We start from the raw sequence: 22289 nt of genomic DNA, 5'->3' as shown, positions 1-22289 counted from the left end.
TGAGCACGGACGTGAAAAAAAACCCCCAAACCCAACTCATTCATGCACCAAGAAAGGCACCTCAGTACGTTGTTACGGTTCAGCCTCCCCTCTATCGTGCATCGACCATTATATTTGACAATACTGATGCCCTATTTAATCGCCATTGGAGCGATGATTATGACTATAGCTATGGCACACATGGCACACCCACAACCTTTACTTTAGGCGATAATATTACTCAGCTTGAAGGCGGCCAATATTGTTTGTTGGCACCGAGTGGTTTATCTGCCATTCATTTAGTAAATTCCTGTTTTTTAAGTCAGGGGGATGAAGTTTGGGTAGCCGATAATATGTATGGTCCCAATTTAGAACATTTACGTGATTTAGAGCAGCGTTATGGGGTCAAGGTACAGGTCTATAATCCACTTGATGTCGAGAGCTTTCAACCCAGCAACAATACTAAATTATTATGGTTAGAAGCAGCGGGTTCTGTGACTTTAGAATTCCCTAACCTCAAAGCACTGGTTAAAAAAGCTCAAGCCCACCATATTTTAACTGCTTTAGACAATACTTGGGGCGCAGGTCTAGCCTTTAATGCTTTTGATTTTAGCGATGATCATTTAAGCGTAGATATCACCGTTCATGCCTTAACTAAATACCCAAGTGGCGGTGCTGACATTTTAATGGGTTCTGTAGTGACACGCGATCAAGCTTTACATCATCAGCTATACCGTAGCCATGCACTGCAAGGCTTGAGCGTATCTGGCGATGATGTGGCGCAGATTCAACGCAGTTTGGCGTCTATGCATGTGCGTTATCAAGCTCAAAGTCAAAGTACGTTAAGCCTATTAGACTGGCTTAAACAGCAGCCGCATTTTAGCCAAGTGTTGCATCCTGCTGATCCTGACAATATCAGCCATACCTATTGGCAAGAAATTTGCCAAGATGGAAACAGTGCCGGTTTAGTCAGTGTGGTTTTTCAAGAAAAATATAGCTTAGCAGAGGTACGTGGTTTCTGTGATGCCCTGCAACTGTTTAAGCTTGGCTTTAGTTGGGGTGGACCTGTGAGTCTGGTGATGCTCTATCACATACAACAAATGCGTAGCTTACAGCACTCACATTTACATAAAGGCATCTTGGTACGTTTTTGTATTGGCTTAGAAGACCCTGCAGATCTAATTGCTGATTTAGCACAAGCATTATCGGTATTAGAAGCTAAAATCTAGACAATTCATTACGCTTAAAACTTGAAATATGGGATATTTTTAAATATCCCATATTTTTTTTATGGTTTTATTCAGTCAAAATATTGTCAAGCCAAAACAAAAGATGTATTTTAAATACATCTTATAAAATTGTTTTAGAGTGAGTGTAAAGCATGACACCGCAACATATTGAATTGGTAAAAGCAACCGTACCTGTATTACGTGAAAACGTTGTTGCACTCACCGAATATTTTTATCAGCGTATGCTCAACAATCACCCTGAGTTAAAAAATACTTTTAACTTAGATCACCAAAGCACAGGTCGTCAGCCGCGTGCTTTAGCTGCAGCAGTGTTAGCGTATGCAGAAAACATTGAAAATCCAAGTGTATTGGCTAAAGCTTTAGAGCGTATTACAAGCAAGCATGTCAGCCTTGATATTCAGCCTGAACAATATGCCATTGTCGGTGACAATTTATTGCATTCGATTAGCGAAGTCTTAGATGTATCTATGGATTCAGATCTGATTGCAGCATGGAAAGCCGCTTATACACAGTTGGCAGAATTAATGGCTGGTATAGAACAAGCGAAATATCAGCAATTAGCAGCACAACATGGGGGTTGGGCTGGCTGGCGTGGCTTTAAGATTGCTGCAATTGAAAACAATGCACTAGGCGCTGTATTTACGATCGAGGCAGCAGATGCACAAGCAGTATTAAGCACAGCCGTAGACGCCTTAATTTCTGTACGTGTGCAAGTACCACAACACGATTTATTACAGCCGCAACAATTTAAATTAACAGCAATCAGCGATACGTCATATAGCTTTGCTGTAGCAAGTGCCAGCGATGCAAGTGAATTTTCTGTAGCCAATATTTTGTTGCAACACTATCAAGTGGGTGATGCGCTAGAAGCTTCTGCGCCAATGACCCTGTAATTGCGCCTCGCTTTGCTTTCCATTCTATTGTAGTTAAACTAGGGTTCCGGCCCTAGTTTTTTTTGCAATGCAGCTCAATAAATTTACTGACTATGCATTACGTGTGTTGATGTATGTTGCTCCACTGCGTGAAGCACCCTATACCATCGCTGAAATTGCGCAGAATCTGCATGTTTCACAGAACCACTTAATTAAAGTGGTACATTTTATGGCAAAGCAAAATTGGCTGATCACCACGCGTGGCAAAGGTGGTGGGATTCGTTTAAATCCTCAAGTCCTAGACATGGGTTTAGGTACGCTGGTACACACCCTACAAGGTGATGCCGCAATTGTAGATTGCAATAAACCTGAACCTTGTATTTTGCTGCCACGCTGCGGCTTAAAAGGTATTCTCAATCAAGCTCTCTTACAATTTTATCAAAGCTTAAATCAATATACTTTTGCCCAAGCGCTTGCCCTACCTAGTCATGCTCAACATCCATTGGCGATTGACATCTTAAATGTTTAATTCGCTTGCCTCGGCGACTTGCTTTATAATACCCCTTGGTAAATTAAGTTTGAAGTTAGGTTATGCATCAGCACCGAGGAAAATCACGTAACAGTAAAACGGCGAATGCGCCCAAGCAAAAGATTACTTATGAGAAAAAAGTAGATTCTGCAATTACTGAATATGCTGTACGCTCACTCAACTGGCTTCGTAAAGCTGAATTTTTAATGAGTGCACCAAAGCTAAATTTGTGTGTAGAAGATACGGGTTATGAAGTAGCTTTTGCAGGTCGCTCTAATGCAGGTAAATCAAGCGCAATTAATGCTTTAACCAACCAAAAACAATTGGCTCGAGCTTCAAAACGCCCGGGTCGTACCCAGATGATTAACTTTTTTAGCTTAGGTAATCCTGACCAACGTTTGGTGGATTTACCTGGTTATGGCTATGCTGCTGTACCTGAAGCGATGAAGATCGTGTGGCAAAAAGAGTTAGAAAACTACCTCATTCATCGTAAAAGTTTACAAGGCTTAGTGTTACTTATGGATATTCGTCATCCATTACAACACTTTGACGTGATGATGCTGGAATGGGCTTACTCGCGTCGCCTCTTTGTGCATGTGTTACTCACCAAATCTGACAAACTCAATCGTGGTCCAGCGTCTAAAGCCTTACAAGAAGTGAAAGCGCAATTGCGTAAAATGAAGTTAGACTTCTCGATTCAATTATTCTCTTCATTAAACAAGCAAGGTTTAGAAGAGCTCGCGAGTGTCATGGCGGGTCGTTTAAACTTTACCTTAGAACAGCAAAACAATATTGATTTGAGCCAAATTCCTGAAGCATCTGAACAAGATGAAGAATTTGTCGAAGGGGATGATGTAGATTTAGTGATAGATGAACTAGATACAGATATCGTTGATTCATCAGTACAAAAATAAGACATTTTGAGCAAAAGCCACAGCTCAGTCTGTGGCTTTTGTGTTTGGCATTTTAGTTTAAAATATAGATATAAATCACATAACTATTCAAGTTTATAAACTGGCTAACAAAAGCCAAAAATCCCGATAAAAACACTCGAGATTTAAAGATCAAGTTATTGATTTTAAACAAATAAAATTGATTATATTGTTTAAAATTTAAACACTTGAATTATGCCTGTAAAAATGATTAGACAGCCGTTTTTTTACAGTATATGTTGGCAAAAAATATCAACATCATTGCAAGTCTAATCATGTTAAAAAACATTCTGCAATTTTTGCATAACTTATTTAAGTTAGGTCAAACACGGACCCAAACGTGTGGCACCACTGTTGCCGGGGACACAGTGATTCCAGCTAAATCAGATTTTATTGATGCGGGGATTAGTTATTCAGATGATCTAATTCCGCATCTTAAACATGATCATACTGAGCTAGTTGAATTGTATGGCGCAATTAGTGCTTTTATTCAACAGCAACAATATGAATTTATTGGGCCGGGATTAGAAGAACTGAAAAGTAAATTTAACCTGCATATCATGCAAGAAAATCTACATTTTTATTGTTATTTAGAACAAATATTTCAGGATCAAGCCGATCAATTAGAGATGATTAAAGGCTATCGTAAAGAAATGAATGCGATTTCGGCTGCGGTGGTTCGCTTTATTAAAAAATGGCAAGGTCAAGCCATTGATACAGACAATATCTGTGAATTTACCCAAGAATATAATGCAGTGGGTGAAGTTTTGGCACAGCGTATTCATCAAGAGGAACATCATCTTTATACGCTGTACCAACCAAGTCCTTAAGTTTTTTCTGCTGCCTGTTTGGTGTGGTGATCCACCACCACACTAATCATCATATCACCTTGTACATTAACTACCGTGCGTACGGTATCGAGCAAACGGTCAATCGGCAGTAAAATTGCAATCGCTTCAGCAGGTAAACCAACCGACTGCAATACCATAATCATGGTGACCATTCCCGCACTTGGAATACCCGGTGCACCTAAAGAGGCAATCATCGCGGTTAAACATACAATGAGTTGTTGCCCCAAGCTTAAGTCTAAGCCCATTAAATTGGCAATAAATAAGGCAGCTGCAGCTTCGTATAAAGCAGTGCCATCCATATTTAATTGTGTCCCAATAGGAATCACAAAACCTGCAGTTTGTGGACGTACGCCTAGATTTTCTTGAGCACATTTGAGCGATAAGGGCATGGTCGCTGAACTTGAACTGGTGGCAAATGCGGTAATGAGTGCAGTTTTTGTCCCTTTAAAAAAGGTGATCGGGTTCATTTTACCAAAGACCCACAGCAATAGTGGCAGCACCACAGCACCATGAAAAATCGTTGTCCCCGTGACCACGACAGCAAATTCAGCTAAACGGCTTAATACACTTATATCTTCGGTTGCGACTAATTTTGCCAACAATGCAAAAATGCCCAGTGGTGCCAGTTTCATCACCCAGCCAATCATCATCATCATGATGTCAAAAAATTGTTGGCTTAAACTGCGTACAGCTTTAAAGCGCTCACCACCTTTGACTAAAGCTACCCCGACAAATAGCGCAAACAGCACCACCGCTAACACATTACCGTCACTAAACGCTTTAAACGGATTAATTAAAGTGTTTTGAATGAAATTGGTAATAAAAGAGCTTGGCGTTAAAGTATCAGGACTTTGATGCTGAGTCATGGCATCTTGGAACATGGCAATATCGACGCCTTTACCTACCTCAAATAAATGCGCGCACGCCAGACCTAACGCAAGTGCTAAAGTGGTGGTAGTGATACAGCACATTACAGTGATTTTCCAAACTCGTACGAATTGACCACCGGCTTGTAAATTGGAAACCCCCACCACAATCGAACTAAAAATTAACGGAATCAGCAGCATTTTAAGTAAGCCAATAAAGATGCTACTGGCGATGCCTATGCCATATAGGGAGGCAGAAAAAAAGGCGCCATTTGGGAATAGATTTAAGACATAACCAAAAATTAAACCCAAAATTGCCGCCACTAAAATCTGAGTATTTAAGCTCATAATTTAATCTATAAATTGTTGCAATTTATCAGCACTATGCCATGCAGAATTTTGAATTACGACTATTTTTTGTCAGCTAAAAAATGTGCTGCGTTTAATATGCATGATGTAGCACTTTAACTAATCAGCTTGGCATGTAATGTGCATATAAAGTGCATCCAAGCATGTATAAAGTATCTATTGCGCTATTTTGCCTATTTATGGTGCATCAATTTTAATCATGCACAGATTTAAGGCATAAATTGGGACTAAATCATGAAAAAAATCATACTTACCGCACTATTAATGAACATTATGGGACAAGCGATGGCGCATAGCCAAAGTGGTAAAAGCAACCAAGGCTGCCACAGTCATGGTCAAGACCTTGCACATTGTCACTAAATAAAAAAAGCCGCAATCTGCGGCTTTTTAGCTTATTGGGTTTCAATTTCACGTAAGCGAATCAAACCTTCTTGGGTGGTGCTACACACCAACTCACCATTTTGCCACATACGACCAAAATTTAAGCCGCGTGAACTGCTGCTCACGGTGGCATCCATGTCATACAGCATCCATTCATCGGCACGGAAAGGTTTATGGAAATACATGGCATGGTCAATACTGGCACATTGTAAACTTGGCGATAAATAGTTCAGCCCATGCGGACGTAGCGCTGTGGTCATTAAAGTAAAGTCGGAATAAAAAGCGGCGATGGCTTGATGTAAAGCGATGGAGTCGACATCTGCGGTAATTTTGTCATGAGTACGCAAATAATGCGCATAAACAGGTGCTTCCGGTTGTGGATGGAAAATATTGCCCACATCCACCGCAGGACGAATCTCGATATGCCGCTCACGCATAAAGCTGGCGCGAACATTTTCAGGCACAAATTGAATAAAACCTTGTTTAAGCTCTTGTTCTGATTTTAAGGCGTCAACAGGTGGATAATCGGGTGCTTCGGTTTGGTAGTTTAAGCCTTCTTCGGGATGGCTAAACGACACCATACACATGAAAATGGTACGACCATGTTGAATAGCGCGTACTTGACGGCTAATAAAGCTTTTGCCATCTCGAATACGATCCACATGATAAATAATCGGCGCATTTACATCACCACCAAATAAAAAGTAGGCATGTAAAGAATGAGCAGGACGATCCGTTGTATAAGATGCTGCACGTAAGGCTTGACCTAAGACCTGCCCACCAAAGACACGTTTACCCACTAAATTACGGCTCTGACCGCGAAAAATATTTTCTTCGAGTTTTTCCAAACTCAACAGCTCAACTAATTCTTGGGTTAATGCATTCATGGCCAACCTATCTCATGTAACAGCAGCAATTGTTTTGTAGCATAAACTGAATTATGGGAGAAACGCGCTTTTTCAAGCTGACTCACGGGTGCTTTTTGCGGTTTTTTTAAAATTGGCACGAATTTTACTGCCGTAGCACAGCAATCTTGGTTATATTGCGCAAACAAGCAGCGATTTTTTGTTTACAATTACTGCCATTGTGCACGAATAAAAATATTAAGGAGTCACTATGCCCAAGCGTGGATTTGGTCAAATTTACCGTCAGATGTCGAGTAAATTACTAGATTTGGTGGTTACACCACAGCTTTTAGGCGAAACACCTGCAGCACATCACACTGCTACAGGCAAACTGACCTGCTACGTCTTGCAAAACTATTCACGCAGTAATGCTTTATTGTTAGATGCCGAGACACGGCGCTTAAAACTTACACCGGCCTTAAATCCACTACACATTAAAAACCTCGAAGAAAAAACTTCAGTTATCTTTTTGCAGCATCATCCAGAAGATGTTATGCAACGCGAACAACATGCCTTTCCACCACGTTTATTACGTTTGGTTGAACTGCTACAAGCCTATCCTGAATTAGATATTGATTTGATTCCTGTAACTGTATTGTGGGGACGCGCACCAGAAAATGAAGATTCTTGGCTTAAGCTCCTGTTTACTGATAACTGGGCACCACCAAGCCGTTTAAAACAGTTGCTAAATATTGGCTTACATGGTCGAGAAACCTTTTTAGAATTTCATCCTGTAGAATCATTACGTAGTTTGATTGACTATGCCAACGCTACCTACCCCAACTTATCGCCTGTGACTTATATTGTGAATCATCTGAATAATTTTTTAGATGCACAGCGCAAAGTGGTGTTAGGGCCAGATTTATCAGATCGTCGTAATGTCATGCATGACTTAATTAAGTCAGAGGCGATTCAAGAAGCGATTCGCCGTGAAAGTACCCGTAGCAAAATCAGCTTATTTGAAGCAGAACAACGCGCGGTGGGCTATTTATCTGAGATTATTTCTGATTATTCTTATCCAACAGTACGTTTTGCCGAACAAGCCCTAACCCGACTATGGACACAGCTATATGACGGTGTAGAGGTGCATAATTTTAATACAGTACGTGAACTGGCAAAGGATTATGAAATTGTTTATACCCCATGTCACCGTAGCCATATTGACTATTTATTGCTGTCCTATGTGATTTTTAAACGCGGTTTACGTGTGCCGCATATTGCTGCAGGTGACAATTTAAACCTGCCGTTTGTAGGTCAACTGTTACGTGGTGGCGGTGCGTTCTTTATTCGACGTAGCTTTGGCGGTAATGGTTTATATACTTCTGTATTTAAAGAATATTTATATAGTATTTTATCTCGTAATGCACCACTTGAATATTTTATCGAAGGTGGACGCTCACGCACAGGACGCCTCCTACCGCCCAAAACGGGGATGCTAGCCATGACTGTACATGGACATTTACGCGGTAAAGCCAAGTCGATTGCCTTTGTACCAACCTATATTGGTTATGAACGCTTAATGGAAGGTTCGACTTATGTGGGTGAAATGCAAGGTAAGCCCAAAGAAGCGGAATCTATTAAAGGTATCTTACAAGCCTTACGCAAAATTGAACGTATCTTTGGCAAAGTGCATGTGAATTTTGGTGAACCTGTCTTTTTAGATGACATGCTCGCTAAACATGATGCTTTAGATGTCACCATTCATAAAAATGATGATCCAATTCCTGAGCAGGTGTCGGATGCCATTAATAGCTCTGCGCAAGAAATCTTAAAAAATATTAATAGCGCTGTAGTCATTAATCCTGTGTCTTTATTGGCACTGATTTTATTGGCGACAGATAAACATACCTTAGACGAAGCAGTTTGTATTAAACAGCTCGATGGCTATCGCACGCTGTTACAGCAATTACCTTATGATGCACGGATGCAAATCACGGCGTTATTGGGTCAAGAAATTATTGCCTATGGTTTAAAGCTGAAATTAATTAAACGGATTCGCCATGTATTGGGCGATATTATTGCGATTGAAGATAATCAAGCGGTGTTATTGACCTATTTCCGCAATAACATTGTGCATGCCTTGAGTCTACCCTCTCTCATTGCCGCTTTAGTTGCACATAACGGACAAATTACCCGTCATGACTTAGGTAATGTCATTCGTTTATTGTATCCATTTTTAAAAGCAGAATTATTTTTAAAATGGCAAGCACATGAACTCAAAGACGTGATTAGCGCCTATAGTGATGCCTTAGTAAATTGTGGTTTGCTTATCGCACAAGGTGAAGATTTAGTTTCACCTGCACCTAATAGCGAAGAGCACTTACAACTACAAATTTTAGCTGCGCCTGTCATGCAAAGCTTGGAGCGTTACTATATGACCTTGGCTTTAATTACCCAACGTGGTTCAGGTAATATCTCTGCCCGCCAAGTCGAAGAGTTAAGTCATTTAATCGGACAGCGTTTATCTGTGCTCTATGAATTTAATTCACCTGAATTTTTTGATAAAGCATTGTTCCAAAGCTTTTTAAAAGAATTGAGTAAACAAGGCTATATTCGCTTAGAGGGCGGTGCGATTATGTATGACAGCAAACTCACCGATGTGGCTAAATATGCCAATTTAGTCCTTGATGATGCCACCTTACAAATGCTGCAGCATATCACCACCTTTAGTGATGATGAATTACAACAAGCTTTAGATGCACTCGCTGCCGATCAAGCTGCTAAACGACGTTTATTACGTAAAGTGAAAAGCAATAAATAAACCCATCAGCCCCGTTTTACGGGGCTGCTTTCTTATATTAACCCTGAAGTAAACTGCACCAATTTTTCATAGTGCGCCGTCAGCTTTTCTATTAAGCCGATAGCTTTATCGGTTTTATCTAAAATACCGTGTACATCTGAACTGGTGTCGTTGGCTTGTTTAATAAATTTACTCAGTTTTTTAAAGCCACCTGAATCTTTAACTTGTGCAGCTTGTTCTAGATTTTTACTTTGGTCGAGTGCATTTTGTAGATCACGCAACTGATTTTTTAAGCTTTCATCTTTTACAGCATCAATCAATTCATCTAACAGATCATAGCTGTGATTAAGTTCATTTTTATGGTTAATGTTGACTGTTTGCTGATTGGTTAAATAACTATTAACGGTGATTGGCGCTTGAGGTTGCTTTAAAGCTTGCCGTAATAAATCTTGTAATGTTTGAATGTGACCATTTTTTAAAGCCACAATTTCTCGCTGTGACTCAACCTGAAACTGCATCATTCTAATTTGATTACGTAGCTCTAGAGTTTGAATGGGGTCTTGATAAAAATCTTCAACAGAGGTTTGCCCACTCATCACTAATTCATATTCATATAAAGCTTTTTCTATAATGTCTTTATCGCCATTTTCTCATTCAACAATCATGCGAACCATGTTTTCGTGCTGTTCAATTTTAACTGTGGCTTTTTGTTCTGGGTATTTGTTACGTAGCACCGTACCAAAGTAATTTAAAATAGATAAACCTGCTTGGTAATATTCAGGTGCAAAGGTAATACACTGATTAAACCTTTCTCTATTTGTAGAAATTTTATGCTTTGATTCAAATGAATGCACGTAAAAATCAGCCTGCTCCCGATCCACTCCAAAAATTAGAAAAGGAAATTCAAGAGATAAATTATCCAATAATGCCATTCGCGCTATCACATGACCTAGCCCCATAACCGTCAATTCATTATTTTCAAATGATCCTTTACTCAACATCTTTTGTTGAAGATGATTTTCCGAATCAACACTAATATTATCAGTAATGATAATAGGTAAATAATCGGGTGCATGTCTGTTAGAGAGAACCAAATCGAAATACAGAGTTTCTATTAAATTTACAAAAAGATCTAAAGTCACATTAATAAAAATATTTTCTTTACTTATATGTATGAAGGCTTTTGTATCTTGATAGACCTCCCATTGTTTTTCATTGAGATTATTTTCTAAACTTCTCCACCTAAAATTTGAATTACTTGTTTGGTATGCACTTGCCCATTCTTCTATACTGCATTGAAGTAGACTGTCCTGAATATCTTGCAAAATACTTGGATTTTTTTATTCAACTCCTCCCAAGCACCGTTGTAGCTAATCACTTCATTAATAAACATGCTTTCCCCCCTAAGCTTCTATTCTTCTTTTTGCATGAGTAATTGATAATCTCTAAAACAGTCTTCATGCTCTAACTCAAAACCCATTTGCTGCAAATAAGTGGCATAAATCCGTTTCCCAGATAAATGATCACTTTCTAATACCAATTCAGGCAAGCCTAATTGCTGCTGAAACCATTCAATAATTTTATGTAAAGGCAAAGGTTGATTATTGCTGACAATATAGGACTTTTGCAGATGTTTCACGTGAATCATATTTGCTAAAAAATGTGCTAAATCATCAATATGAATACGGTTGCTATAATGAATATGCGGATAGCTTGCAGTGTTCTGAGCAAGCTTGATCATACGCATAACTGATGTCCCATAAATCCCTGTCGGACGGATAATCACACATTCATTGGGATAAGCTGCTTGCCAATCCTTTTCCATGGCATGCAATACAGTCCCTTGCGCGTCACTCGGCTTAATCTCCGATTCATCATCAATGCGCTCACCGCTATTTTCACCATAGACCCGCGTAGAAGACACCACAATCACCCGTTGAATCGGATGTGATTTTAAAGCCCTTACAATCGGTGCAACCGAATCTAAATAGGTGTGTTGATAGCCTTCAATGCTGCTTTGTTTCGGACTCAGCAACACATAAGCCACATCAATTGGCGCAAGCTGCGTTAAATCTAAGGCATGCACATCTTGCACATAATGCGTAGCAAAAGCATCTTGTTTAGGCGATAAACTTACGCTACTGATTTGATGTTGTGTAAATAACTGTTGAGCCACTCGCTCAGATGTTTTACCGTAACCTATAAACAGAATATGCATGATGTAGCACCCACTTTAGCTAAAATTTATTTTGAGGGGACATGACTGCCATCCACCAATTGCCTGGCGTAGGTCACGCCGCAGCGGCTTTACTTGAAAAATTACATATTTTTAACAGTGACGATCTGCTGTTTCATTTGCCACGTGACTATGAAGATCGTAGCACGATCATCCCAATGAACCAATTAACTGTAGGACGCAGTTATTTATTGGAAGGCATTGTACGTGGTGTGGATTTTCCAGCGGGTAAACGTAAATCCATGGCAGTGTTGCTACAAGATGATTTTGGCAAAGTCACCTTACGTTTTTACCATGTATATAAAGCCTTAACCGATCGTGCTCAAGTCGGGAATCGTTTACGTATTTTTGGTGAAGTGCGTGTCGGGGCGCGGGGTTTAGAGTTATATCACCCTGAAATTGAGTTGGTGCAAGCACATACACCTTTACCTAAAACTCAGTTGACCGCGATTTATCCAAGCACCGAAGGCTTAACCCAAGCCAAAATTCGTGGTTTTGTCGCTAAAGCCTTAGAGTTACATGCCGATGATTTACCTGAATTACTGCCGGCCAAATTTACCAATGGCTATGATTTAAAACAGGCGCTGTATTATCTGCATCAACCGCCCAGTGATGCCAATATGCTGCAATTGGCGCAAGGCTCACACCCTGCCCTACAACGTTTAATTTTTGAAGAATTGGTGGCGCATCAACTCAGCCTACTGACTCGGCGTGCTTATATTCAGCAAATTCAAGCACCAAGTTTTAAGCCAAGTCAGAACCTTGCGAAACAACTGCTTGCTACCATGCCTTTTGAAATGACCGGTGCACAAAAACGCGTTTCTAAAGACATTGTGCAAGATTTAAAACTCAATAAACCGATGCTACGTTTAGTCCAAGGTGATGTAGGGGCAGGTAAAACCTTGGTAGCAGCTGTAGCAGCTTGTCATGCTTTAGAAGAAGGTTGGCAAGTGGCACTGATGGCACCGACTGAAATTCTTGCTGAGCAACATTATTTAAACTTTAAAGCATGGTTTGAACCCTTAGGTATGCAAGTGACATGGTTGTCGGGCAAACAAAAAGGTAAAGCGCGCCAAGCCGCTGAACAAGCGGTACAAGATGGTTCTGCCAATTTAGTGATTGGTACCCATGCGCTCTTTCAAGACAGTATTCAATTTGCCAAATTAGGTTTAGTCATTATTGATGAACAACATCGTTTTGGGGTCGATCAGCGTTTAGCACTACGCAATAAAGGCGTACAAGGTATGACGCCACATCAATTGGTGATGACTGCGACTCCTATTCCACGCACACTCGCAATGTCTGCTTATGGTGATTTAGATACCTCCATTATTGATGAACTACCGCCCGGACGAACGCCCATTCAAACTGTAGCTGTACCTTTAGAGCGCCGTAATGAAGTGTTAGATCGTATTGCCACCAACTGTATGCAGGGCAAGCAAGCCTATTGGGTCTGCACCTTGGTGGAGCAATCCGAAACCTTAGATGCACAAGCGGCTGAAGCGACATTTTTAGAGATTCAGCAGCGTTATCCTGAGCTGAAAGTCGGCTTAGTTCACGGCAAAATGAAAGCCGACGAAAAGCAAAGTGTGATGCAGCAATTTAAGGACAATCAATTGCAACTGCTGATTGCCACCACGGTGATTGAAGTCGGCGTCAACGTGCCCAATGCCTCCATTATGGTGATTGAAAATGCGGAACGTTTAGGTTTGTCACAATTGCATCAGTTACGTGGTCGGGTGGGACGTGGCGCCACGGCGAGTTTTTGTGCATTATTGTATAAACATCCGCTATCCCAAAATGGTCAAGAGCGCTTAAGAATTTTACGCGAAAGTAATGATGGTTTTGTGATTGCGGAAAAGGATTTAGAAATTCGTGGCCCAGGTGAATTATTGGGAACCAAACAAACAGGAGATTTGGGCTTTCGGGTGGCTAAACTCGAGCGTGATGATCATCTACTCAATCAGGCACATTATGTGGCACAGCAAATCCTCACCCATTATCCTGATCATGTAGATGCTTTATTACAGCGTTGGCTACCCGAAGCCCCACGTTATGCCTATGTTTAACTTTATACCAAGCTGCCAACTGTGTGAGTTAAGTCCAAGTGTCAAAGCTAACCTCTGTTTAGACTGTTGGCGCAGTTTACCCTGGTTTAAAAAAGAAGTGCTGCGCCAAGAAATGCAGATTTGGGCGGCTTGTCATTATGCTTATCCAATGGATCGCCTGATCCAGCAGTTTAAATATCAGCAACAACTGCATTATCAAACCCTACTGAGTGGCCTATTGGCTGAAGTGAAATATGTGGGTATTCAAGCAATTGTGCCAATGCCAATTTCGCTACCTAAACTCGCCGAACGCGGTTTTAATCAAAGTATTTTAATTGCCAAAACTTTAAGCCAAAAACTCAAAGTGCCCATTTGGCAGCCGGTTTTACGCCATGCCGAACACTCGCAAAAAGGCTTAACTCGCCAAGAACGCCTAACTAACATTGAACAGCAATTTTACCCCGATTCAAACACTCATAGCCGTTTTAAACGGGTGCTGATTGTGGATGATGTAGTCACCACGGGCAGTTCGATTCATGCTTTAACCGAGCAATTAAAATTACTCGGTTGTCAGCAGATTCGTGCAGCGTGTTTAGCTGTGGCTGAGGGCTAAATGCTGCTTGACCCACGGCATCACCACTTGTGTAGTTAAGGGGGCTAATTGGGTGGTTTGATCATCTAAATCTATCCTCTTCATTTCGGCAATTTCAGCGGCAATTTCAGGCGCTTGTTCTAAGCTGACATGGTAAACATAAGACACCAATTGATGATCAGGTTCATTGGCCGTTTGAGTTTCAAAACGACCAATAAATTGTTCAATTTTGGCTGCACTACCAATTTCTTCAGCAATTTCACGCAACATGGTCACTTCAGGTGCTTCATTGGGCTCTAACTTACCGCCCACTTGCATAAAGCAGGCGGTATTTTTCTTACGTACCAACAGCAATTGCTGTTTATTATTGACAATAATCGCTGCGGCAACGGTAATGATCTTCATACAGGTTTAACAAGCTCTTGCTGATCGGTGGCGCCCCATTTTGGTAAAGGCGGCGTATAACTGTCAAACTGTTTTAAAATTTGTTGGATGTCATCTGAGACAATTAAGGCATCACTAAAACGATGTTGAGTAAAACCTTTCTCGGCAGTCATATGAATAAATTTAAGTAAATCATCATAAAAACCATTCACGTTTAAAAAAGCATTGGCTTTTTGATGAATCCCCAATTGTGCCCACGTCCATTGCTCAAAGATTTCTTCCATGGTGCCAGCACCGCCCGGCATAGCAACAAAAGCATCTGATAAATCTGCCATTAAGGTTTTACGTTGATGCATGTTTTGCACCACATGCAATTCGGTTAAATTTGGATGAGCCAGCTCACGATTCACTAAAGCTTCAGGAATCACCCCAATCACCTCACCACCCGTTTGTAAAGCACTGTCGGCAACCACGCCCATTAAACCCGAACGTCCACCGCCATACACCAAGGTCTTGCCTTGCTCTGCAATACTACGCCCCACTGTTTGCGCTTGTTCCACATAAATTTGCTCTGCCCCCAAAGCAGAACCACAAAAAACAGCGATTGATTTCGTCATATTTCACCCTCTATAAAATTTTTGTCATATTTGCCGCATAAACTTCAGCCAGTTTTTGTAAAAAAACCAGCAGCATGGCTGTGCTTTCTGTATATCCTTGTCTAAAATACACCCATTGGTTTACAACACTGCGCAAAGGAAAAGAATAATGCTTGAAGCCTTTTATGCCACAGAGCGCGGTAGTTTAGAAGATGCTACGATCAATGGCGGTTTTGATTTACATCCAGACTTAGTCTGGTTAGATCTGATTGCCCCATCCCAAGAAGAACAACAATGGGTCTTAGATGCCTATGAACAGAATTTACCTACGCTTAAATCCTTAGAAGACATCTCCTCAAGTGCGCGTTTTTATCGTGATGATGACGGCATTTTGCATATTAGTACGTATTTTTTAACTAAAAACAAAAATTATCAAGTGGATGGTGAGCCAGATGATAACTCTGGCATTTTATCTACCGTACAAACGGTCGCGTTTATTTTACATAAAGATCGCTTATTTACCTTACGCGGTGAAAAATTGGTGGCCTTTCGTGCCTTTCGTGCCCGCGCCCGCCGTAATGATTACGAAATTGACTATAAAGACCCCACTTGGGTATTACTTGGCTTACTTGAAGCCAAATTGGATGAACTTGCCGACATTTTAGAAGATGTGCACAAGGATTTAGAAAAATACTCCACCGAGGTCTTAAATAACCGCCACCGTGAACAAATTCTAGATTTAGATGACATGATTACCCGTTTAGCGCAGCTTGAAGATATGCTGGGTAAAGCACAGCTATGTTTAATTGATCTACGCCGTGTGCTGACCTTTTTAGCGCGTCCTCGTGCGCTAGGCAGTCATATTTACGATGCCGATATTCGAGAACTCAGCGAAGATGTACGCTCACTCGTCGAACATGATGCCTTCTTATTCCAAAAAGTGCGTTTCTTACTGGATACTACCTCAGGATTCATTAACACCGAACAGAACGATACCATCCGTCGCTTCTCAATTTTACCGAGTATGCTCGCGCCTCCAATGTTGGTGGCGAGCGTTTATGGCATGAACACCGATGTCTTGCCGTTTGCTAAAGGCACGACGAGTTTTATTGTGGTGAGTTTAATTATTGTGGCGTTCTTTATTGGACCATTAATTTACTTTAGATGGAAAAAATGGATTTGATCACATTCCTGCCCACCTGCCTTTGTCAAACGCAGAAGTCATGCGTAATAAAAAAGCACCCGTAGGTGCTTTTTTTAGATCAAGATTAAATCATGTTCTAAATGGCAAGATTGAATGATCTTGAGCATTTTTGCAGGTACAGCCTGAAAATGTAAACCTTGCGCTTGTGGGGTTTGGCGTAACCAGCGTACCAATACAGCCAAGGCCAAAGTACTACCTTGTTCCAGTTCAGATAAATTTACCACTACAGGCAAATTTTGCTGCTGAATCAGCTTTAAGCCTTGTTGGTAATAATCTTCAGCGTTAGCAAAGTCAATTTTACCACTGACCCATAACGCTTGATTGTGCAGGCGCAACATTACTTTTTAACAACTGAGTCAGCGTTGGGTTCAAAGGTCGCAATTGCTTTATCTAAGTTATTGCCATTACGTTTGACGTTGGCTGCAAACTGATTACGGAATTGTAAACCTAAATCAATGCCTGCAACGTTAATATTACGAATTTTCCACTGGCTGCCTTTGTCGACCAATTGGAAAGCCACCGGAATTTTTTCACCTTTGTTGTTAAAATCAATGGTCACCACTGGATTTTTAACATTAGGCCCAGATTTATAAGGACGCATAGTGTAGGTTTGATTACTGTATTTTGCAAAAGCAGAACCGTAATTTTCAATTAAAGTTTCACGGAAATTCTGTTCAAACTTGGCACGTTGTGCAGCGCTACTTTGCTGCACATAAGTTCCCATTACAGTACGTACAAAAGCTTGTGAATCAATGTATGGATCCAAGTTTTGACGCACAATCGTTTTCACTAAAGCTGGGTTATTTTCTAATTTACTGCGGTCTGTTTGCAAACGCTTAATCAAGTTATCTGCAACTTGTTTGATAAATTCAGGTGGTGTTTGGCTCGGTGCAGCAAATGCAGTACCTGCGAACATGCTTGCTAAAATACTGGCTGTCAGAGTCTGTTTGATTAATGTTTTCATATCTATCTCCTATGCTTACTCTGCAACAAATGATGCCTCTGCATCTTGATTGGATGGGTTATCACTGTCGGCAGTCTTGCTACCCCCTGTAATAAATTTACTAATCAGATCTTCTAGATCCATCGTACCTTGGGTATTGATAATACTGCCACCACGCGGTAGATAATTTAAGCCACCACCCGGAATCACTTTGAGGTATTTCTCGCCCAATAAACCATTGGTTGCCACCATAATGTAAGCATCTTCATCGATACTGGTGATGGATTTCATGTTAGCAATCAGTTCATTTTGCATCTGTTTTTGTTGCTGCGAGTTGGCTTGTGTATATTCTGTACTGTAACGCAACTCTTCTAAAGCATTTTCTTGTACCACTTTGAGTTGCTCTGGGTTAAACGAGGTTAAACTGCCATCTAAATCAAAATGTACCGTGGCTAAACGCGTCATTGGATCTAAGCTAATGTCACTGACACGGCCAATCGTGACCCCACTCATGGTGACTTTGGCACGCGGTTTTAAGCCATTGACGTTATCAAATTCCGCTTGCATGCTATAGGTGTCACGTAAGTTATTGCCCATTAAACCACTGACTTTCATGGCTAAAAAGAACATTGCAATCGCAAAGATAACCACAAATAGACCAACGGCCAGTTCACTTGTACGTGATTTCATTACACACCTCCAAACATGACCGCAGTCAACACAAAATCAAAACCTAATACACATAAAGACGAATACACCACTGTACGCGTGGTGGATGTTGCAATGCCTTCCGAAGTCGGTTCACAGGCATAACCTTGATAAACTGCAATCCACGTACATAAAATGGCAAATACCAAACTTTTAATTAAAGTGCCTTGAAAAATATCTTCATAGAAACGCACGCTACTTTGCATCCCACTCCAGAAAGAACCTTCGTCCACCCCTAAAAAATCCACCCCAACTAATTTACCGCCCATAATGCCAATGGCAGCAAAAATCACCGATAACATGGGTAAGCTAACAATGCCTGCCCAAAGGCGCGGTGAAACAATGCGTTTCAAAGGATCCACGCCTATCATTTCCATGCTCGACAGTTGTTCGGTGGCTTTCATTAAACCAATTTCTGCAGTTAAGGCAGAACCTGCACGCCCTGCAAATAAAAGTGCTGCAACCACAGGCGCCAATTCACGTAATAAAGTTAAGGACACCATGGTGCCAAGCATCGCTTCAGAACCTACATTGACTAAAATAGAATAGCCTTGCAAACCTAAAACCAAACCAATAAATAAACCAGATACTGCAATAATTAATAAAGATAAAAATCCAACGCGGTACATTTGGTAGATAAACAGTTTGACCCCAAGCCAAGTGGGTATTGAGCATAAAATTTGTAGCAACATGATGCTGGCCACACCAATGCCACGCACGCGCTCAATCACGCGACGCCCTAATAAGGCAATTGCATTCATGTTTGACCCTCAGCAGTTAAATAAGGCTGATGACTAAATTGGTATTCGACAGGGCCTTCGACTGAACCCGTTAAGAATTGGCGTACGAAAGGTGAGGCGTGCGCTTTGAGTTGCTCAGGTGTCCCCTCACCTTGAACCTTGCCTTCAGCTACCACATAAATGTAATCGGCAATCGATAGTGTTTCTGCCACGTCATGCGACACAATAATAGTGGTTAAATCAAGTGCATCACGTAAAGAACGAATCAAACGTGTTAATACCCCCATTACAATGGGGTCTTGACCAGCAAAAGGTTCGTCATACATGATTAATTCTGGATCAAGTGCAATGGCACGCGCCAAAGCCACGCGACGATTCATCCCTCCCGACAATTCTGCTGGCATGAGTTGCTCTGTACCGCGTAAACCCACCGATTCAAGCTTTAACGCGACAAGTTCAGCAATTAGGTGTTCAGGTAATTTGGTATGTGCACGGATTGGAAAAGCGACATTTTCATACACTGACATATCGGTAAATAAAGCACCGCTTTGAAATAGCATCCCCATGCGCGCCCGCGCTTGGAATAATTGCTGGCGTGACATGCTGGCAATATCAGCACCATCTAGTCGCACTTGTCCCTGATCTGGGGTTAATTGCCCACCAATCAAACGAAGCAATGTCGTTTTACCTGTGCCCGACGGCCCCATAATCGCGGTAATCTGACCGCGGCGGATATTCAAACTAATATTGTCATAAATTATTCGATCCCCACGCTTGAAGCTTAAGTCTTTCACTTCAATTAAAGCTTGAGCTTGGGATACTGTATTATTCATACTGCTGCGTATTCCTGCATTTTTTCAGCAGGCATACTATAAAGGATTAGATTATTTTTGGGGCAAGAAATATAGAACGCTGCGTTGTAAAAATGTCAGCCACTAGGCAACATTTAACTTAAATAGCTATAACAAAATACCGCGATGTTGCATAACACCAATAAGCCACTCAAATACCGCATCATAAGTTCTGTTCCATCTTCACGCAAATTTGGCGAAAATTATAATACCATTTCTCATTTTTTGAAAAAAAATTGATTAAATCTACATTTCAAACCTATTGCCCATAAAAAAAGATCGATGCAAGCATCGATCTTTTTCTAGGCTAATTTAACAATTAGTCGTTAAATTTGCGGCGTGGACGGTCTTCGCCAAATGTGCGTTCGCCACGAGGTTTGTCATCAAAGCTGCGACGTGGACGGTCTTCACCAAAAGTACGCTTTGGACGATCATCACTAAATGAACGTTGTGGACGATCACCAAATGAACGTTGTGGACGGTCGCCAAAATCACGTTTTGGACGATCACCATAACCCATTTCACGTGCTGGTTTGTAGTCTACACGGTTGCCACGGTTGTCATCGTTAGAACGAGGACGATCACCGAAACCACCTTCGCGACGTGGCGCTGGACGGTCACCGAAATCACGCTTTGGACGATCATCGAAAGAACGTTGTGGACGGTCGCCAAAATCACGCTTTGGACGATCATCAAAAGAACGTTGTGGACGGTCGCCAAAATCACGCTTTGGACGGTCATCAAACGAACGTTGTGGACGATCACCAAAACCACCTTCGCGACGTGGACGATCGTTGTTGAATTCACGACGTGGACGATCTTCGCCAAATGCTGGACGCTCGCCACGAGGTTTGTCATCAAAGCTACGACGTGGACGATCATCACCGCCTTCACGACGTTTGAAGTTGCTTTCGCCTTCAAAACGACGACCACCGCCGAAACCACCACGGCCACCACGACCACCGTCACGACCACGACCACGGCCAGCGCCATCACGGCTACCGCGTGCTGGTGGTGGAGATGGCTCAAGACCTTCGATTTCAGATACGTCTAAACGTGCATCTAGGAAGTCTTCTAAAGCACGGATCTTACCGCGTTCACGGTAAGTTGCTAAAGTGATTGCTTTACCAGTACGGCCCGCACGACCTGTACGACCAATACGGTGTACATAGTCTTCGTTCTTCATTGGAAGACCAAAGTTAATTACGTGAGAGATGGTTGGTACGTCAAGACCACGTGCTGCAACGTCAGTTGCAACTAAAATCTTCGCACGGCCTTCACGGATGCTGCGTAAACGACGGTTACGTACAGTTTGTGGCATTGCACCGTGAAGTGCTACAACTGAAAGACCTGCTTCTGCCAGCTCTTCAGCAAGCATATCTGTGTCTTCTTGAGTTGAAGCGAATACAACTGCTTGATCAACATCTTCTGCATTTAACCAATGGGTAAGCAATTTTTTCTTATGCTCAAAACCATCAGTCCAATGTAGAGTTTGGGTGATGTCAGTGTTCGTAGAGTGACCCGTTTCGATCGCAATACGTTGTGGATCGTTCATCATGCGTTCAGCAAGCGTGATAATACGCGGTGCAAACGTTGCAGAGAACATTAATGTTTGTTTACGGTTAGCAGCGTATTCGCCAATTGCTTCTAAATCTTCAGAGAAGCCAAGGTCAAGCATACGGTCTGCTTCGTCGACGATTAAAGATTCAACTTTATCCAGTTTGATCTGACGACGGTTAACCAAGTCAATTAAACGGCCTGGCGTTGCAACAACAACTTGCGCGCCTTTTAATTGTTGAATTTGTTTACCAAAAGGCATACCACCCATAATTGCAGCAATACGAACACCTTTCATGTGACGTACAAATGCAATCGCGTCTTGGCTTACCTGTTGCGCTAATTCACGTGTTGGTGAAATTACTAAAATTGTAGGCTGAGTAATGGCCTTCATGCGTTCTTTAAACGGAACGAATACATCTTCAGATGCAAGTGCGTTTAAAGTTGGGAGTAAAAACGCTGCAGTTTTACCTGAACCTGTTTGGCTTGATACAAGTAGGTCTTTACCTTCTAAGGCTGCAGGAATCGATTGTTCCTGTACAGGAGTAGGTGTAGTGAAACCTAAAGCTTGAAGCGCTTGTTGTAAAGATTCATGTAAAGGAAAATCAGCAAAAGTTTTGCTCATAGAGTTTTTCACCCGAAAATTGGGTGCTCCATTAAAAATAAAGTCAGATGGACATCGGCAAAAAGCGGTACAGCAATAATCGCTGACAAATATGAGAATCAGCGGCGATCCGAGTAACGACGATGTGATAA

23 protein-coding genes are annotated in these 22289 nt (G+C 41.5%); 10 read left to right on the top strand and 13 right to left on the bottom strand.

From position 1 onward, the window contains the following. Nucleotides 1–11: 11 nt before the first annotated feature. The 5 genes from CYK47_RS06060 (at nucleotide 12) to CYK47_RS06040 (ending at nucleotide 4392) form a co-directional block, all read left to right on the top strand. A complete protein-coding gene (locus CYK47_RS06060) occupies nucleotides 12–1208 on the top strand; it encodes a PLP-dependent transferase (RefSeq protein ID WP_122899899.1) in 1197 nt (398 codons plus the stop codon). 152 nt (nucleotides 1209–1360) lie between these two features. Next, the gene (locus CYK47_RS06055; protein ID WP_122899897.1) at nucleotides 1361–2122 is read left to right on the top strand and encodes a globin domain-containing protein; all 762 of its coding nucleotides are present in this window, start codon (nucleotides 1361–1363) and stop codon (nucleotides 2120–2122) included. A 67-nt stretch (nucleotides 2123–2189) separates the two neighbouring features. Continuing rightward, nucleotides 2190–2630, top strand: coding sequence for an RrF2 family transcriptional regulator (locus CYK47_RS06050; protein WP_122899895.1), 441 nt, complete (start codon nucleotides 2190–2192; stop codon nucleotides 2628–2630). Nucleotides 2631–2692: 62 nt separating this feature from the next. Then, on the top strand, nucleotides 2693–3544 hold the full coding sequence (gene yihA / locus CYK47_RS06045; protein ID WP_122899893.1) for a ribosome biogenesis GTP-binding protein YihA/YsxC: 852 nt from the start codon (nucleotides 2693–2695) through the stop codon (nucleotides 3542–3544). A 293-nt stretch (nucleotides 3545–3837) separates the two neighbouring features. After that, a complete protein-coding gene (locus CYK47_RS06040) occupies nucleotides 3838–4392 on the top strand; it encodes a hemerythrin domain-containing protein (protein WP_164709155.1) in 555 nt (184 codons plus the stop codon). Here the strand turns inward: CYK47_RS06040 and CYK47_RS06035 are convergent. Continuing rightward, nucleotides 4389–5627, bottom strand: coding sequence for a dicarboxylate/amino acid:cation symporter (locus CYK47_RS06035; RefSeq protein ID WP_122899889.1), 1239 nt, complete (start codon nucleotides 5625–5627; stop codon nucleotides 4389–4391). The two genes, CYK47_RS06040 and CYK47_RS06035, sit on opposite strands and share 4 nt — an antisense overlap. 255 nt (nucleotides 5628–5882) lie before the next feature. Here CYK47_RS06035 and CYK47_RS15770 point away from each other — a divergent pair, with 255 nt between their 5' ends. Further along, complete coding sequence (locus CYK47_RS15770) at nucleotides 5883–6008, top strand: hypothetical protein (RefSeq protein WP_286206918.1); 126 nt, start codon at nucleotides 5883–5885, stop codon at nucleotides 6006–6008. Nucleotides 6009–6040: 32 nt separating this feature from the next. On the opposite strand, the gene CYK47_RS06030 is transcribed toward CYK47_RS15770, so the two are convergent. Beyond that, nucleotides 6041–6916 carry an acyl-CoA thioesterase gene (locus CYK47_RS06030; RefSeq protein ID WP_122899887.1) on the bottom strand — a complete coding sequence of 292 codons (876 nt, stop codon included), beginning with the start codon at nucleotides 6914–6916 and terminating at the stop codon, nucleotides 6041–6043. Between the two features lie 229 nt (nucleotides 6917–7145). On the opposite strand from CYK47_RS06030, the gene plsB reads away from it, so the two are divergent. Further along, nucleotides 7146–9695, top strand: a complete 2550-nt coding sequence (gene plsB, locus CYK47_RS06025) for a glycerol-3-phosphate 1-O-acyltransferase PlsB (RefSeq protein WP_122899885.1) — start codon at nucleotides 7146–7148, stop codon at nucleotides 9693–9695. A 32-nt stretch (nucleotides 9696–9727) separates the two neighbouring features. On the opposite strand, the gene CYK47_RS06020 is transcribed toward plsB, so the two are convergent. From CYK47_RS06020 to CYK47_RS06010, 3 genes are all read right to left on the bottom strand, one after another. Then, complete coding sequence (locus CYK47_RS06020; RefSeq protein ID WP_122899883.1) at nucleotides 9728–10270, bottom strand: hypothetical protein; 543 nt, start codon at nucleotides 10268–10270, stop codon at nucleotides 9728–9730. A gap of 54 nt (nucleotides 10271–10324) precedes the next feature. Beyond that, nucleotides 10325–10999, bottom strand: a complete 675-nt coding sequence (locus tag CYK47_RS06015; protein WP_122899881.1) for a hypothetical protein — start codon at nucleotides 10997–10999, stop codon at nucleotides 10325–10327. Nucleotides 11000–11085: 86 nt separating this feature from the next. Further along, a complete protein-coding gene (locus CYK47_RS06010) occupies nucleotides 11086–11892 on the bottom strand; it encodes an NAD-dependent epimerase/dehydratase family protein (protein WP_122899879.1) in 807 nt (268 codons plus the stop codon). Nucleotides 11893–11933: 41 nt separating this feature from the next. Between CYK47_RS06010 and recG the strand changes: the two genes are divergently transcribed. Together recG and CYK47_RS06000 are read left to right on the top strand one after the other, a co-directional pair. Next, a complete protein-coding gene (gene recG / locus CYK47_RS06005) occupies nucleotides 11934–13979 on the top strand; it encodes an ATP-dependent DNA helicase RecG (protein WP_122899877.1) in 2046 nt (681 codons plus the stop codon). After that, nucleotides 13966–14571 (top strand): phosphoribosyltransferase family protein, encoded by a 606-nt coding sequence (locus tag CYK47_RS06000; RefSeq protein WP_122899876.1) that lies wholly within the window; start codon nucleotides 13966–13968, stop codon nucleotides 14569–14571. Before recG ends, CYK47_RS06000 begins: the two co-directional genes overlap by 14 nt. Here the strand turns inward: CYK47_RS06000 and CYK47_RS05995 are convergent. Both CYK47_RS05995 and CYK47_RS05990 read right to left on the bottom strand, forming a co-directional pair. Continuing rightward, entirely contained in the window at nucleotides 14551–14955 is a 405-nt protein-coding gene (locus CYK47_RS05995) for an NUDIX hydrolase (protein ID WP_122899874.1), read from the bottom strand. The two genes, CYK47_RS06000 and CYK47_RS05995, sit on opposite strands and share 21 nt — an antisense overlap. Continuing rightward, nucleotides 14952–15551: an LOG family protein gene (locus CYK47_RS05990; protein WP_122899872.1), complete on the bottom strand. Its 600-nt coding sequence runs from the start codon at nucleotides 15549–15551 to the stop codon at nucleotides 14952–14954. The genes CYK47_RS05995 and CYK47_RS05990 overlap by 4 nt, the downstream gene beginning before the upstream one ends. Before the next feature lie 148 nt (nucleotides 15552–15699). Here CYK47_RS05990 and CYK47_RS05985 point away from each other — a divergent pair, with 148 nt between their 5' ends. Beyond that, nucleotides 15700–16713 (top strand): magnesium and cobalt transport protein CorA, encoded by a 1014-nt coding sequence (locus tag CYK47_RS05985; protein ID WP_122899870.1) that lies wholly within the window; start codon nucleotides 15700–15702, stop codon nucleotides 16711–16713. 74 nt (nucleotides 16714–16787) lie between these two features. Here CYK47_RS05985 and CYK47_RS05980 read toward each other — a convergent pair whose 3' ends face one another. The 6 genes from CYK47_RS05980 to CYK47_RS05955 form a co-directional block, all read right to left on the bottom strand. After that, a complete protein-coding gene (locus tag CYK47_RS05980) occupies nucleotides 16788–17072 on the bottom strand; it encodes an STAS domain-containing protein (protein WP_122899868.1) in 285 nt (94 codons plus the stop codon). Further along, nucleotides 17072–17698 carry an MlaC/ttg2D family ABC transporter substrate-binding protein gene (locus CYK47_RS05975; protein ID WP_122899866.1) on the bottom strand — a complete coding sequence of 209 codons (627 nt, stop codon included), beginning with the start codon at nucleotides 17696–17698 and terminating at the stop codon, nucleotides 17072–17074. Before CYK47_RS05975 ends, CYK47_RS05980 begins: the two co-directional genes overlap by 1 nt. A gap of 15 nt (nucleotides 17699–17713) precedes the next feature. Then, nucleotides 17714–18367, bottom strand: a complete 654-nt coding sequence (gene mlaD / locus CYK47_RS05970; protein ID WP_122899864.1) for an outer membrane lipid asymmetry maintenance protein MlaD — start codon at nucleotides 18365–18367, stop codon at nucleotides 17714–17716. Beyond that, nucleotides 18367–19146: a lipid asymmetry maintenance ABC transporter permease subunit MlaE gene (gene mlaE / locus CYK47_RS05965; RefSeq protein ID WP_122899862.1), complete on the bottom strand. Its 780-nt coding sequence runs from the start codon at nucleotides 19144–19146 to the stop codon at nucleotides 18367–18369. Before mlaE ends, mlaD begins: the two co-directional genes overlap by 1 nt. Beyond that, nucleotides 19143–19958, bottom strand: coding sequence for an ABC transporter ATP-binding protein (locus CYK47_RS05960; RefSeq protein ID WP_122899860.1), 816 nt, complete (start codon nucleotides 19956–19958; stop codon nucleotides 19143–19145). The genes mlaE and CYK47_RS05960 overlap by 4 nt, the downstream gene beginning before the upstream one ends. A gap of 337 nt (nucleotides 19959–20295) precedes the next feature. Next, on the bottom strand, nucleotides 20296–22158 hold the full coding sequence (locus CYK47_RS05955) for a DEAD/DEAH box helicase (RefSeq protein WP_122899858.1): 1863 nt from the start codon (nucleotides 22156–22158) through the stop codon (nucleotides 20296–20298). Nucleotides 22159–22289: the final 131 nt, after the last annotated feature.

It is taken from the genome of Acinetobacter sp. B51(2017), assembly GCF_003711395.1.
In the GTDB taxonomy this organism is placed as follows: domain Bacteria; phylum Pseudomonadota; class Gammaproteobacteria; order Pseudomonadales; family Moraxellaceae; genus Acinetobacter.
Note: the sequence above shows the minus strand (reverse complement) of the source record. Positions and strands in the feature narration are given on the sequence as shown.

Bases quoted from the DNA above. Each gene is read 5' to 3' on its own strand.
- CYK47_RS06055 (WP_122899897.1), top strand. From the start codon at position 1,361: ATGACACCGCAACATATTGAATTGGTAAAAGCAACCGTACCTGTATTA.
- CYK47_RS06050 (WP_122899895.1), top strand. From the start codon at position 2,190: ATGCAGCTCAATAAATTTACTGACTATGCATTACGTGTGTTGATGTAT.
- yihA (WP_122899893.1), top strand. From the start codon at position 2,693: ATGCATCAGCACCGAGGAAAATCACGTAACAGTAAAACGGCGAATGCG.
- CYK47_RS06040 (WP_164709155.1), top strand. From the start codon at position 3,838: ATGTTAAAAAACATTCTGCAATTTTTGCATAACTTATTTAAGTTAGGT.
- CYK47_RS06035 (WP_122899889.1), bottom strand. From the start codon at position 5,627: ATGAGCTTAAATACTCAGATTTTAGTGGCGGCAATTTTGGGTTTAATT.
- CYK47_RS15770 (WP_286206918.1), top strand. From the start codon at position 5,883: ATGAAAAAAATCATACTTACCGCACTATTAATGAACATTATGGGACAA.
- CYK47_RS06030 (WP_122899887.1), bottom strand. From the start codon at position 6,916: ATGAATGCATTAACCCAAGAATTAGTTGAGCTGTTGAGTTTGGAAAAA.
- plsB (WP_122899885.1), top strand. From the start codon at position 7,146: ATGCCCAAGCGTGGATTTGGTCAAATTTACCGTCAGATGTCGAGTAAA.
- CYK47_RS06020 (WP_122899883.1), bottom strand. From the start codon at position 10,270: ATGAGTGGGCAAACCTCTGTTGAAGATTTTTATCAAGACCCCATTCAA.
- CYK47_RS06010 (WP_122899879.1), bottom strand. From the start codon at position 11,892: ATGCATATTCTGTTTATAGGTTACGGTAAAACATCTGAGCGAGTGGCT.
- recG (WP_122899877.1), top strand. From the start codon at position 11,934: ATGACTGCCATCCACCAATTGCCTGGCGTAGGTCACGCCGCAGCGGCT.
- CYK47_RS06000 (WP_122899876.1), top strand. From the start codon at position 13,966: ATGCCTATGTTTAACTTTATACCAAGCTGCCAACTGTGTGAGTTAAGT.
- CYK47_RS05995 (WP_122899874.1), bottom strand. From the start codon at position 14,955: ATGAAGATCATTACCGTTGCCGCAGCGATTATTGTCAATAATAAACAG.
- CYK47_RS05990 (WP_122899872.1), bottom strand. From the start codon at position 15,551: ATGACGAAATCAATCGCTGTTTTTTGTGGTTCTGCTTTGGGGGCAGAG.
- CYK47_RS05985 (WP_122899870.1), top strand. From the start codon at position 15,700: ATGCTTGAAGCCTTTTATGCCACAGAGCGCGGTAGTTTAGAAGATGCT.
- CYK47_RS05980 (WP_122899868.1), bottom strand. From the start codon at position 17,072: ATGTTGCGCCTGCACAATCAAGCGTTATGGGTCAGTGGTAAAATTGAC.
- CYK47_RS05975 (WP_122899866.1), bottom strand. From the start codon at position 17,698: ATGAAAACATTAATCAAACAGACTCTGACAGCCAGTATTTTAGCAAGC.
- mlaD (WP_122899864.1), bottom strand. From the start codon at position 18,367: ATGAAATCACGTACAAGTGAACTGGCCGTTGGTCTATTTGTGGTTATC.
- mlaE (WP_122899862.1), bottom strand. From the start codon at position 19,146: ATGAATGCAATTGCCTTATTAGGGCGTCGCGTGATTGAGCGCGTGCGT.
- CYK47_RS05960 (WP_122899860.1), bottom strand. From the start codon at position 19,958: ATGAATAATACAGTATCCCAAGCTCAAGCTTTAATTGAAGTGAAAGAC.
- CYK47_RS05955 (WP_122899858.1), bottom strand. From the start codon at position 22,158: ATGAGCAAAACTTTTGCTGATTTTCCTTTACATGAATCTTTACAACAA.